Source organism: Micromonospora sp. BQ32 (genome assembly GCF_059358895.1).
Genome location: NZ_JCADBI010000025.1, coordinates 13,628 through 25,915, shown reverse-complemented (window position 1 = coordinate 25,915; position 12,288 = coordinate 13,628). Strand labels below are relative to the sequence as shown.

Here is a 12,288-nt window from a genome sequence, read left to right as displayed (position 1 = left end):
GACCATCCCGGCCGGGCGTGCCGTCCTGGGCGGTGTGATCAGCTCGCGCGGGGGCGGGTCTTGGCGCGGAGCATCTCGCGGTCGGCCTGCTCGAACGCGACGCTGAGCGCGTCGCGCAGCCCGCTGCCGCCGGAGACCTCGGCGAAGCCGATGCTCACCCCGACCGGGGTGCCCGGCACCAACGATTCCCAGTCCTCCAGGCGGACCGCGGCCTCGATCCGGCGGGCCACCTCGGCGGCCTCGGCCATGCCGGTGTCCGGCAGCACCACCACGAACTCGTCACCGCCGTAACGGGCCACGAAGTCGTCCCGGCGCATCACCCGGTTGATCACACCGGCGATGCGTTGCAGCACCAGGTCGCCGGAATGGTGCCCATGCCGGGTGTTGACCGCCTTGAAGCCGTCCAGGTCGCAGACACCGATCACCACCCGATCGCCGCGGGTGACCACGGCGGTGATGTACCGCTCCAGCCGGCGGCGGTTGGGCAGCCCGGTGAGCGGGTCGGTCAACGCCTCGCCCTCGAAGCGGGCCGCCTCGCGGCGCATCTCCTCGTGGTCGATGCGGGCGGCGATGCCGTCGATGTAGACGTCGCGCAGCCGGTCGTTGCGCTGCGCGGCGAGCCGGAACGCCAGCCGGTCGGCCCGGTGCGCCGCCAGGTGGTCCCCGGCGCGGGTCAGCGCGATGCTGCGCAGCCGGGCCGGCTCGGCCGCCCCAAGCGTCTCGTTGGACACCTGGACGGTGTCCAACCGGGCGACCGCCTCGATCGGCCGACCGTCGGCGACGGCGAGGCACACCTGCCCGAGCTGACGCAGGTCGCGGGCCCGGGCGCTGTCCCCGCCGTGAGTGATCAACCGGGCCGGCTCGGGGCCTTCCGTCGCCACCTGGTCGCCGAGCGCGGCCTGTCGGGCCGCCGCGTAGCCGTACGCGGCGAGGCTGCTTGGGCGCAGCTGGCCGGCCCGCCCGGCGCGGACGAAGCGGGTCAGGTCGGCGGCCACGTCCCGGAGCACCCGCAGACAACCGTCGCTGTCGCCGTTGTGGTCCAGGGCCACGGCGTTGCGCAGCCGGATGCCCGGCGCGGCGAACGTCTCCTCCGGGATCCCGGCGGTCAGCCCGAGCTGTCGGGCCCGCTCGATGGCGCCCAGCGCGTACCCGTGGAAGCTGAGGTAGCTGTAGGCCATGGCCAGGTCGTGCCAGCCCCAGGCGGTATCCCGGTCGGGGTCGGCGACGGCGCCCAGCGCCCGGGCCGCTCGGACGAGGTGCATGACGCAGCGGTCCAACGCGCCTTGGTGGTGCGCGGCGAGCGCGGCCAGCGCGTTGAGGTGGCCGTGCAGGTAGGGCTCGGCGAGGTCGCGGACCGCCGCCGAGGCCTCTTCGATGGCCCGGGTGAACTCCGCGGTCCGACCGAGATTGATCAGCGCGGAGAGGCGCTGCACCATCGCGTCCGCTCGTGCCGCCGGGTCGTTGGTGGTGCGGATCACACGCTCCAGAAGGACGTACGCCTCTGCGGAGCGGCTGGCCTCCTGCAACGCCCGGGCGTGCGTGAGGGCGTCAACCTGGTCATCGACCCGGTCGAGCCAGCCCACCCGCCAACCTCCTGTCGTGCGCGCCCGGGCGCACCTGTTCGTCACGTCGCCCGCGACGCTTCATGATTATGTCGTGAGTACTTTGCCGCAACACCCCCCCGGAGGGACAGGCCCCATCCGGCCGTCCGCCGCGGTGGCCCGATCGGCCCGCGCGCTCGCCGCCGCCGGGGTCGGCTCCGCCCGGGTGGAGGCCGAGGTGCTGGCGGCGTACGTGCTGGGGGTTTCCCGCGGTCGGCTGGCTCTCGCCGACGATCTCAGCGACGGCCAGGTGGCGCGACTCGACGAGCTGACCCGCCGCCGCGCCGGGCGTGAGCCGTTGCAGCACCTGACCGGTCGGGCCGGGTTCCGGCACCTGGAGCTGTCGGTCGGCCCGGGTGTCTTCGTGCCCCGGCCGGAGACCGAGCTGTTGGCCGGCTGGGGCGTCGAGCAGGCCCGGGGCCGGCCCGACCCGGTGGTGGTGGACCTGTGCAGCGGCTCGGGCGCGATCGCGCTGGCGGTGGCTCAGGAGCTGCCGGGGGCGCGGGTGGTCGCGGTGGAGCGGTCCCCGGCGGCGCTGGTCTGGCTGCGGCGCAACGCGGCGGAGCGCGCCGCGGCGGGGGACCGGCCGATCGAGGTGGTCGAGGCCGACGTGACCGCGCCGGACCTGCTAGCGGAGCTGGTGGGCCGGGTGGACGTGCTGCTCTGCAACCCGCCGTACGTGCCGGACGACGTGGTGGTCCCGCCGGAGGTGGCCGGGCACGACCCGGCGGAGGCGGTCTTCGGCGGCGCGGACGGTCTGGTGGTGATTCGGCCGGTCGTCGCCCGGGCGGCGGTGCTGCTGCGCCCGGGGGGCGTGTTCGGCGTCGAGCACGACGACACCCACGGCGCGGCGGTTCCCGGGCTGCTCGCCGAGGACGGCGGCTTCACCGGTGTCGCCGAGCATCTGGACCTCACCGGGCGTCCCCGCTACGCGACCGCGTCCCGACGGGCGGACGGCCAGCACGCCCCGATCGGTGCGGCGTGGCAGACTGACTCCTCGTGATGCTCTACGACTGCCGGTCGCCCGCCGATCGGGACCGCGGCATCGCTGCGGCGATCGAGGCGGTCAAGAACGGCGAGCTGGTCGTTCTCCCGACGGACACCGTGTATGGGATCGGCGCGGACGCGTTCACCCCGTACGCGGTGAAGGCGCTGCTGGACGCCAAGGGCCGGGGCAGGCAGATGCCGCCGCCGGTGCTGATCGGCTCGCGGCACACCCTGGACGGGTTGGTCTTCTCGCTGCCCACGGCCGCCCGGGATCTGGTGGAGGCGTTCTGGCCGGGTGCCCTGACGATCGTGGTCGAGCACTCGCCGAGCCTGCAGTGGGACCTGGGCGACAAGACCGGCACGGTGGCGGTGCGGATGCCGCTGCACCCGGTGGCGTTGGAGGTGCTGCGCGAGACCGGTCCGATGGCGGTCTCGTCGGCCAACAAGACCGGCCAGCCGGCCGCGGTCACCGCCGACGAGGCGCGTGACCAGCTCAGCTACTCCGTGCGGGCCTATCTGGAGGCCGGGCCCTGCCCGGACCCGGTGCCCAGCACGATCGTGGATCTGACCGGTGAGGTGCCGCAGCTGTTGCGCGCCGGGGCGATCCCGCTGGAGAAGCTGCGCGACGTGGTTCCGGATCTCGTCGACAGTCGGGCGGTCTGAGTGCCCCCGTTCACGGTTCTGCACGTCTGCATGGGCAACATCTGCCGCTCGCCGATGGCGGAGCGGCTGCTCGCCCTGGCGGTGCGGGAGCGGCTGGCCCGGCGTGCGGAGGACCCGGCTCAGGCCGAGGAGCTGGTGCACAGCCACAGCGCCGGCACGGGTGGCTGGCACGCGGGCGAGGAGATGAACCCGCCGGCGGCACGGCAGGTCACCGGCCGGGGTGGGGATGTGGAGGGGTTCGCCGCGCGCAAGCTGCGCTCGGACCACATCGACGCCGCCGACCTCGTCCTGACCGCCACCGCCGACCAGCAGGAGTACGTGGTGGCGCTCCGTCCGGACGCGGCGGCCCGCACCTTCGTGCTGGGCGAGTTCGGCCGGCTGCTGGCCGCGGTGGACGCCGCCGCGCTGCCACCGGGCGACGCCACCCCGGAGGCCGTGTACGCCCGGGGGGTGGCCCTGGTGGCGGCGGCTCACGATGCGCGGCTGGGCGTTTCGGCGCTGCCCACCGATGATCTGGACGACCCGTGGGGTCGTGGCGACCAGTGCTTCAGCCGGGTCGCCGACGAGATCGAGGAGACGGTCCACCCGCTGGCCGGCGCGCTGCTGCCCTGAGCGTGGTGCGAGTTTCCTCCGGGTTTGGGGAAAACCCAGGGCTAAAGGGGCGTTCCGGGTCATTCTGAACGGGTCCTAGCGTGACCGGCTCCTGCGGGGAGAGCTGATGATCCGGGCCCAACTCGACAAACTGCTGACCGTGGTGATCGCCGGAGTGCTGGCCGGGGTGGTGCTGGCCGCCGCCGCCCTGCCCGCGGCCCTGGTTTTCGGGATCGGCTTCAGCGCCCTGTCGACGCCGTACTCCGAGTTGCCGAACACGCTCCGCACGCCGCCCACCGCGCAGCGCTCCAACCTCTACGCCAACGACGGCACCACCCTGATCACCTCCTTCTACCAGGAGGACCGGGTGGACGTGCCGCTGCACGAGGTGGCCCCGGTGATGCGCCGAGCCATCGTGGCCGCCGAGGATGTCCGGTTCTACCAGCACAGCGGGGTCGACCTGCGGGGCGTGGTCCGGGCGTTCACCGTCAACAAGCGCGACGGCCGGACCCGGCAGGGCGCCTCCACGCTGACCATGCAGTACGTCCGCAACGTGCTCAGCAACGACCCCCGACTGACCGAGGCGCAGCGGGACGCCGCCACCGAACTCACCACCGTCCGCAAGCTCCAGGAGATGCGGTACGCGCTCGCGTTGGAGCGGGAACTCGACAAGGACGAGATCCTGACCCGCTACCTCAACATCGCCTACTTCGGCGCCGGGGCGTACGGCATCGCGGCGGCCAGCAAGCGGTACTTCTCCCGGTCCCCGGCCGAGTTGACCCTGGCCCAGGCGGCGCTGCTCGCCGGCCTGGTGCGCTCGCCGGACAGCGACGATCCGATCAACGGCGACGCCGACAGCGCGGTGGCCCGACGGTCGTACGTGTTGGAGCGGCTGGTGGAGACGAGGCAGGTGTCGGCGGACGCGGCGGCGGCGGCGCGCGCCGAACCGTTGCAACTGCGGCCCAGCGCGACCCCGAACGACTGCACCGGCGTGCCCGAGGCGCACAACGACTTGGGCTTCTTCTGCGACTGGTTCACCCGCTGGTGGAGCAGCCAGTCCGCGTTCGGGGCGACCGCCGACGAGCGGCAGCGCACGCTGCGCCGGGGCGGCTTCTCGATCGTGTCGTCGCTCGACCCGGGAGTGCAGCGGGCCACCACCGAGCAGGTGTTGAAGATCTATCCGACGGCCAAGGCCGAGGCGGTGCCCACCGCCGTGGTGCAACCGGGCACCGGGCGGGTGCTGGCGATGTCGGTGAACCGCGCGTACAGCGTGGCGGACAACCCGGTCGGGCAGAAGAACCGTCCGAACACCGTCAACCAGTTGATCGCCGGCGGCGGCGCGATCGAGGGGTACCAGGGCGGCTCGACGTTCAAACTTTTCACCCTGCTGGCCGCGCTGGAGTCCGGCCTGCCGCTGTCGACCGACTTCGTGGCGCCGACCCAGTTGCTCACCCGCTTCCCGGTGACCGGGGGGGCGAGTTGCGACGGACGGTGGTGCCCGGCGAACGCCAGCCCGTCGTCGATGGACGGCCCCCGCACCATGTGGAGCGCGTTCGGCCGCTCGGTGAACACGTACTTCGCCTGGCTCACCGAGAAGGTCGGCGCCGACCGGGTGGTGGAGATGGCCGAGCGGCTCGGCATCGTGCTGCGGGCCGAGTCCGACGCCAGGCTGGCCCGCTACGGCGCGAAGGACTGGGGTCCGTTCACCCTGGGCGTGGCCGCGACCACCCCGTTGGACCTGGCCTCCGCGTACGCCACGGTGGCGGCCGAGGGGACCTGGTGCGCGCCGCTGCCGGTGGTCTCGATCACCGACTCGGGCGGCCGACCGGTCGACGCCGCCAAGCCGGACTGCCGACAGGTGCTCGACGCCGACGTCGCGCGGGCGGCCACCGACGCCGCCCGCTGCCCGGTCGGCGACCAGTCGATGTACGGCCGCTGCGACGGCGCTACCGCACCCGGGCTGCGGGCGAAGCTCGGCCGACCGGTGGCGGGTAAGACCGGCAGTTCGGAGCGGTACGAGACGGAGACGGTGGTGGCGTTCACGCCGCAGCTCGCGGTCGCCTCGATGGCCGCCAACCCGGACGATCCCCGGGACGCGGTCGGTCAGGCGGTGCAGGCCCAGCTGGTAAACGCGGTCGGTGAGGTGCTCGCCTTCGCCCTGCGCGACCAACCGGTCCGCGACTTCGTCCCGCCGAGCGAACGAACCGCCTTCCAAGCCCAACCCCAGGCCGGCAACTGACCCGGGGCGGTCAGCGGGGTTGTTCGGCGTTGCGGGCTATGTTGCGGGCCATTCCGCCGAAGACCACCGCGTGGAACGGGGCCACCGACTTCCAGTAGGCGTGCCCCGGCAGGCCGCGCGGCAGGAAGACGGCGCGTTGCTGGTAGCGGCTGCGACCGTCGTCGGCCGGCAGTACCCGCATCTCCAGCCAGGCCCGGCCGGGTAGCCGCATCTCGGCGCGCAGCCGCAGCAACTCACCGGGGATGATCTCCTCGACCCGCCAGAAGTCCAGCGCCTCGCCGACCTGGAGGCGGTGCGGGTCGCGTCGGCCCCGGCGCAGCCCGACCCCGCCGACCAGCCGGTCCAGCCAGCCCCGGATCGACCAGGCCAGGGGGAACGAGTACCAGCCGTGTTCGCCGCCGACGCCCTCGACGACCCGCCAGAGCGCCGCGGGTGGCGCGTCCACCGCCCGTTCCCGGATGTCGGTGTAGGCGGTGCCACCGGACCACACCGGGTCGGTGGGCAGCGGCTCGGCGGGTGCGTCCGGGCCGCTCGCGGTGGACCAGCGGGTCTCCACCTGGGCGTCGCGCACCTTGACCAGCGCCAGCGCCACCGCGTCGTCGAAGCCCGTCAGCCCTCCGGGCGGGTCGGGGACATAGCGGGCGATGTCGTGTTCGTCCGCGACCGCCTCCTGGATCAGGCTCTCCACCAGTGGGCGGGCGATGGCATTCGGCACCGGGGTGATCAGGCCGACCCAGTGCGAGGAGAGCGACGGGGTGAGCACCCGGACCGGCACGATGATCCGCCGGCGCAGCCCGGCCACCCGGGCGTAGCGCTGCATCATCTCGCGGAACGTGAGCACGTCCGGCCCGCCGATGTCGAAGCCCCGGTTGACCTCCGGCGGCAGCGCGGTGCAGCCGACCAGGTAGTTCAGCACGTCGCGGACGGCGATCGGCTGGATCCGGTTGCGCACCCAACGCGGCGTGATCATGGCGGGCAGTCGCTCGGTCAGGTACCGCAGCATCTCGAACGATGCCGAACCCGAGCCGATGATCACCGCGGCCCGAAGCGCCGCCGTGGGCACCCCGCTGGCCAGCAGGATCCGGCCCACCTCGGCCCGGGAGCGCAGGTGCGGCGAGGGGACCGCGTCGGTCGCCGGCAGCGGACCGCCCAGGTACACGATCCGCCGGACGCCGGCCGCGCGGGCCGCCGCGGCGAAGTTGGTCGCCGCCGTGCGGTCGGCGGCCTCGAAGTCGGGCCGCCCCAGTGAGTGCACCAGGAAGTACGCGACGTCCACGTCGGCGAACGCGGCGGCCAGCGTCTCCGGTCGACTCAGGTCCCCCTCGACGATCTCGGCCGCCGAGGCCCAGGGCACGTCACGCAGCCGCACCGCCTTGCGGGCGAGGCAGCGCACGGTGTGCCCGTCGGCGAGCAGCAGCGGCGTCAACCGCCCGCCGATGTAGCCGGTCGCTCCGGTGACGAGGCATCTCACAGGTCCCAGTCTGCGGCCCCCTAGACTCGTTCGCTGTGGAGACCGAGACGAGCACCTTCTGGGGGCCGGATTTCGCGCAGCTCAGGGCCACTGATCCGGAGATCGCCGGGGTGGTCCTCGGCGAGCTGGACCGGTTGCGCGGCGGCCTGCAGCTCATCGCCAGCGAGAACCTGACCTCCCCGGCGGTGCTGGCGGCGCTCGGCTCGACGCTGACCAACAAGTACGCCGAGGGTTACCCGGGCCGGCGTTACTACGGCGGCTGCGCCGAGGTGGACCGGGCCGAGGAGATCGGCATCGCCCGGGCCAAGGAGCTCTTCGGGGCCGAGCACGCCAACCTTCAGCCGCACTCCGGGGCGAGCGCCAACCTGGCCGCGTACGCCGCGCTGGTGCAGCCGGGGGACACGGTGCTGGCGATGGACCTGCCGCACGGCGGGCACCTCACCCACGGCAGCCGGGTGAACTTCTCCGGCAAGTGGTTCCACCCGGTCGGCTACCCGGTCCGGCCGGACACCGAGCAGATCGACTACGACGAGGTACGGGACCTGGCGCGGACGCACCGACCCAAGCTGATCATCTGTGGGGCCACCGCGTACCCGCGCCTGATCGACTTCGCGCGGTTCCGGGAGATCGCCGACGAGGTCGGCGCGTACCTGATGGTGGACGCGGCGCACTTCATCGGCCTGGTGGCCGGTCGGGCGATCCCGTCCCCGGTGCCGTACGCCGATGTCGTCTGCGCCACCACCCACAAGGTGCTGCGCGGTCCGCGCGGCGGCATGATCCTGTGCCGCGAGTCGTTGGCCCAGCGGATCGACAAGGCGGTCTTCCCGTTCACCCAGGGCGGCCCGCTGATGCACGCGGTCGCGGCGAAGGCGGTCGCGCTGCGCGAGGCCGCCCAGCCGGAGTTCCAGACGTACGCGAGGCAGGTGATCAGCAACGCCCAGGCGCTCGCCGCCGGGTTGGCCGACGAGGGGATGCGCCCGGTGTCCGGTGGCACCGACACCCACCTCGCCCTGATCGACCTGCGGGAGCTGGGGATGACCGGCGCCGAGGCCGAGCGCCGCTGCGACGCCGCGTCGATCACCCTGAACAAGAACGCGATCCCGTACGACCCGCAGCCGCCGACGGTGGCCTCCGGTATCCGGGTGGGCACCCCGAGCGTCACCACCCAGGGGATGCGCGAGGGGGAGCTGCGCCAGGTGGCGACCCTGATCGCCCGTGCGGTGCGCACCGATCCCGGGGCTCCGGGCGGGGCCGACGAGTTGACCCGGCTCGGTGCCGAGGTGTCCGAGCTGGTCGCGGCATTTCCGGCGTACCCCCGTGGCTGAGCCCGGGGTGGTCGAGCCGGACACCGACCGGCGGTGGCGGCTGCGGCACCTGCCGGTGTTGCTGGCCGCGTCGGCGGCGCTCGCCGCGGTCGCCGCGGTGGTGGGTGGGGTGACCGGCGGTGTGACGGCCGCGCTCGGCGCGGCGGCCGGCGTGGGCGTCACCGTGCTCAGCTACACCCTCACCACGGTGGTGCTGGCCCGGGCCGACCAGATCAACCCGCAGCTGTTGCTGCCGCTCGGCCTGGGCCTGTACGTGCTGAAGTTCAGCCTGCTGGGTGTGGTGATGGTGGCGGTGGCCTCGACCGGTTGGCCCGGTTTGATCCCTCTCTGCCTCGGCATCGTCGCCGGGGTGGCAGTGTGGACGGCAGTGCACATCTGGTGGCTGACCACCGTGCACGCTCGTCGGGCGCAGAGCTGACCTGGCGGTCGTCCCACCTTTCGGACGCGCGGCAATGTGTCGGCCTCCGGTCATTTTCCGACGGGCGGAAGGGGAGTAGCGTGCCCACAGACGACGGCGCCCACGAGAAGCCCACACAACGACGGTTGTGCGGGGGGTGAGGCACAGCCTCGTCTTCCCGGCTGATATCGTTCGCCCCGTCATGGCTGGTGACCAAACCCCCCGTCCCGCCGGCGAACCGGACGACATTCCGTCCGGTGCCGGTCAGGGTTGGACCGCGCTCAGCTACCTCATCGGAGGCATGCTCGTGTGGGGTTTCATCGGCTGGCTGATTGACCAGTGGCTCGACACCGGCGGCGTCGCCACCGGGATCGGCGTCGTGCTCGGTATGGCTGGGGGCATCATCCTGGTCGTCCGCCGACTCGGCACGCCTACTTAGGAAGGGACGCGGTGTTCGGACAGGCGAACGTTCTGGCAGCGGGCCAGGCGGCATTCCCACCCACGGTGGAGGACTTCTACCTGCCCAGCATTCTGCCCTGGGGTGCCCACGACTCCTACTGGTTCACCAAGATCACGGCGATGGTCTGGATCGCGGTCGGCGTCCTGATCATCTTCTTCCTGGCGACCTACCGGAACCCGCAGCTGGTGCCGACCAAGAAGCAGTGGTTCGCCGAGTCGATCTACGGCTTCGTGCGCAACAACATCGCGGTCGACATGATCGGGCACGCGGGTGTGCGTTTCGCGCCCTACTTCACGACGCTCTTCTGCTTCGTGCTGCTGACGAACGCGTTCGCGATCATCCCGCTCTTCCAGATCTCGCCGAACTCGCACATCGCCTTCCCGGCGATCCTCGCGATCATCAGCTACGTGCTGTTCAACTACATCGGCATCAAGAAGCACGGCTTCGTCAAATACTTCAAGAACTCGCTGATCCCGCCGGCACCCTGGTACATCCTGCCGCTGCTGATCCCGATCGAGCTCTTCTCGACCTTCATCGTCCGGCCGTTCTCGCTCGCGGTTCGTCTCTTCGCGAACATGTTCGCCGGTCACATGCTCCTGCTGGTCTTCACGCTCGGCGGCTTCGCGATGCTGAGCGCCAACGCCTGGCTGGCCCCGGTCTCGGTGCTCTCCTGGGTGATGACCATCGCGCTCACCTTCCTCGAGTTCCTGGTGATCTGCCTGCAGGCATACGTCTTCACCGTCCTCACCGCCAGCTACGTGCAGGGCGCGCTCGCCGACGAGCACTGATCCACCCGCACCATCCGTTGTCGTCCCGCGTGAGAGTCACGTGTGATAACCAGGAGGAACCACACCAATGGACGCTAGCGTTCTCGCCGAGGTCACCGGTAGCACCGCTGCCATCGGCTACGGTCTCGCCGCCATCGGCCCGGGCATCGGCGTTGGCCTGGTCTTCGCTGCCTACATCCAGTCGACCGCCCGCCAGCCGGAGTCGTCCCGGATGACCCTGCCGTACGTCTGGATCGGCTTCGCCGTCATCGAGGCGCTCGCGCTGCTGGGCATCGCCTTCGGCTTCATCTGGGCCGGCAACGCCGCCTGATCCAGCCCTTTCGACCGGGAGGTCTTCCATGTACTTCCTCGCCGCCGAGGGTGGTGAGTCCGCCCACAACCCGATCATCCCGCTCTGGCAGGAGATCGTGGTCGGTTCGGTGGCCTTCGCCGTGCTCTGCTTCGTGCTGATGAAGTTCGTCTTCCCGCGCATGGAGCAGACGTTCCAGGCTCGGGTCGACGCGATCGAGGGCGGCATCAAGCGCGCCGAGGCCGCCCAGGCCGAGGCGAACCAGCTGCTCGAGCAGTACCGTGCCCAGCTCGCTGAGGCCCGGACCGACGCCGCCAAGATCCGTGACGACGCGCGGGCCGACGCCGAGGGCATCCGGCAGGACATCCTCGCCAAGGCGCGGGAAGAGTCCGACCGGGTCATCCAGGCGGGCAAGGACGCGCTCGCCGCCGAGCGGGCCACCATCGTGCGCGAGCTGCGCGCGGAGGTCGGCACGATCGCGGTGGATCTGGCCAGCAAGATCGTTGGCGAGTCGCTGGCCGACGAGGCGCGGCGCAAGGGCACCGTCGACCGGTTCCTGAGCGGTCTCGAGAGCACGGGGGCCCGCTGATGCAGGCCGCCAGCCGGGAGTCGTACAAGGTCGGGGCCGAGCACCTCGACGCGTACGTCCGCGGCAATGACGCGGTCGCGGTGGCACACACCGCGAACGACCTGCTCGCCGTCGGCGGGCTGCTGCGACGGGAGCCCCGGCTGCGCCGGGCGCTCTCGGACCCGGCCCGGTCCGGCGCGGACCGCGCCGACCTGCTCGGCGGGATGCTGCGCGGCAAGGTCGGCGAGGGTGCGCTCGAGCTGCTCGCCGCGCTGGTGTCCGGCCGTTGGTCGGCACCGTCGGAGTTGCTCGACGCCGTCGAGCGACTCGGCGTGGAGGCGGTGCTGGCCAGCACCGAGGCCGCCGGTGACCTGGGCGAGGTCGAGGACGAGCTGTTCCGCTTCGGGCAGGTCGTCGCCAACGAGCCCGAGCTCTCGGCGGTGCTGTCCAACCCCGCGGCACCAGTGGACCAGCGCGGGGTCCTGGTCGGCCAGTTGCTGGCCGGCAAGACCCGCCTGGCCACCGTCCGCCTCATCGAGGTGGCGCTGTCCGGCTTCGGGGGGCGCTCCTTCAGCGGATCGCTCACCCGGCTCGTGGAACTCGCCGCCGAACGGCGGGACCGTCAGGTGGCGTACGTCACCGTGGCGGCCCCGTTGAGTGACGAGGAGGAGCGCCGGCTGGGTGCGAGCCTCGCTGGGCTATACGGTCGAGAGGTCTCCGTCAAGCAGACGGTGGACCCCCACGTCCTGGGTGGCGTGAGCGTGCGGGTCGGCTCCGACCTGTACGACGGCACCATCCTGCGCCGCCTCAACGAGACCCGCAACGCGCTCGCGAAGCGCTGATCGGCTTCGCCGCCCCGCGGCTGAGCGGCCCTGCCGCCCAGCGTCGGGGTGGCTGGGTCGCGCAGCG

Annotated in this window: 13 protein-coding genes; 11 read left to right on the top strand and 2 right to left on the bottom strand. The window is 72.2% G+C overall.

Translation table 11 applies throughout. The features are described 5' to 3' along the window. Nucleotides 1-38: 38 nt before the first annotated feature. Nucleotides 39-1,583, bottom strand: coding sequence for a GGDEF domain-containing protein (locus AC5L30_RS30755; protein ID WP_494871587.1), 1,545 nt, complete (start codon nucleotides 1,581-1,583; stop codon nucleotides 39-41). Between the two features lie 73 nt (nucleotides 1,584-1,656). Here AC5L30_RS30755 and prmC point away from each other — a divergent pair, with 73 nt between their 5' ends. The 4 genes from prmC to AC5L30_RS30735 all read left to right on the top strand — a co-directional run bounded on the left by prmC (nucleotide 1,657) and on the right by AC5L30_RS30735 (nucleotide 6,081). After that, on the top strand, nucleotides 1,657-2,604 hold the full coding sequence (gene prmC / locus AC5L30_RS30750; RefSeq protein ID WP_494871585.1) for a peptide chain release factor N(5)-glutamine methyltransferase: 948 nt from the start codon (nucleotides 1,657-1,659) through the stop codon (nucleotides 2,602-2,604). Next, nucleotides 2,604-3,251, top strand: coding sequence for an L-threonylcarbamoyladenylate synthase (locus AC5L30_RS30745; RefSeq protein ID WP_494871639.1), 648 nt, complete (start codon nucleotides 2,604-2,606; stop codon nucleotides 3,249-3,251). The genes prmC and AC5L30_RS30745 overlap by 1 nt, the downstream gene beginning before the upstream one ends. Further along, on the top strand, nucleotides 3,252-3,863 hold the full coding sequence (locus AC5L30_RS30740) for an arsenate reductase/protein-tyrosine-phosphatase family protein (RefSeq protein WP_494871584.1): 612 nt from the start codon (nucleotides 3,252-3,254) through the stop codon (nucleotides 3,861-3,863). Between the two features lie 106 nt (nucleotides 3,864-3,969). Beyond that, on the top strand, nucleotides 3,970-6,081 hold the full coding sequence (locus AC5L30_RS30735; RefSeq protein ID WP_494871583.1) for a transglycosylase domain-containing protein: 2,112 nt from the start codon (nucleotides 3,970-3,972) through the stop codon (nucleotides 6,079-6,081). Nucleotides 6,082-6,091: 10 nt separating this feature from the next. On the opposite strand, the gene AC5L30_RS30730 is transcribed toward AC5L30_RS30735, so the two are convergent. Continuing rightward, nucleotides 6,092-7,552 (bottom strand): SDR family oxidoreductase, encoded by a 1,461-nt coding sequence (locus tag AC5L30_RS30730; protein WP_494871582.1) that lies wholly within the window; start codon nucleotides 7,550-7,552, stop codon nucleotides 6,092-6,094. 35 nt (nucleotides 7,553-7,587) lie between these two features. Between AC5L30_RS30730 and glyA the strand changes: the two genes are divergently transcribed. The 7 genes from glyA to AC5L30_RS30695 all read left to right on the top strand — a co-directional run bounded on the left by glyA (nucleotide 7,588) and on the right by AC5L30_RS30695 (nucleotide 12,221). Continuing rightward, nucleotides 7,588-8,877: a serine hydroxymethyltransferase gene (gene glyA, locus AC5L30_RS30725; RefSeq protein ID WP_494871581.1), complete on the top strand. Its 1,290-nt coding sequence runs from the start codon at nucleotides 7,588-7,590 to the stop codon at nucleotides 8,875-8,877. After that, complete coding sequence (locus AC5L30_RS30720; protein WP_494871579.1) at nucleotides 8,870-9,295, top strand: hypothetical protein; 426 nt, start codon at nucleotides 8,870-8,872, stop codon at nucleotides 9,293-9,295. The genes glyA and AC5L30_RS30720 overlap by 8 nt, the downstream gene beginning before the upstream one ends. Before the next feature lie 181 nt (nucleotides 9,296-9,476). Next, nucleotides 9,477-9,713, top strand: coding sequence for an AtpZ/AtpI family protein (locus AC5L30_RS30715; RefSeq protein ID WP_088951984.1), 237 nt, complete (start codon nucleotides 9,477-9,479; stop codon nucleotides 9,711-9,713). An 11-nt stretch (nucleotides 9,714-9,724) separates the two neighbouring features. Then, a complete protein-coding gene (atpB, locus tag AC5L30_RS30710; protein WP_425740449.1) occupies nucleotides 9,725-10,522 on the top strand; it encodes a F0F1 ATP synthase subunit A in 798 nt (265 codons plus the stop codon). A 67-nt stretch (nucleotides 10,523-10,589) separates the two neighbouring features. Then, entirely contained in the window at nucleotides 10,590-10,832 is a 243-nt protein-coding gene (locus AC5L30_RS30705) for an ATP synthase subunit C-like protein (RefSeq protein ID WP_278148820.1), read from the top strand. Between the two features lie 28 nt (nucleotides 10,833-10,860). Beyond that, nucleotides 10,861-11,400 (top strand): F0F1 ATP synthase subunit B, encoded by a 540-nt coding sequence (locus tag AC5L30_RS30700; protein WP_130404094.1) that lies wholly within the window; start codon nucleotides 10,861-10,863, stop codon nucleotides 11,398-11,400. Continuing rightward, nucleotides 11,400-12,221, top strand: a complete 822-nt coding sequence (locus AC5L30_RS30695) for a F0F1 ATP synthase subunit delta (RefSeq protein WP_494871578.1) — start codon at nucleotides 11,400-11,402, stop codon at nucleotides 12,219-12,221. The genes AC5L30_RS30700 and AC5L30_RS30695 overlap by 1 nt, the downstream gene beginning before the upstream one ends. Nucleotides 12,222-12,288: the final 67 nt, after the last annotated feature.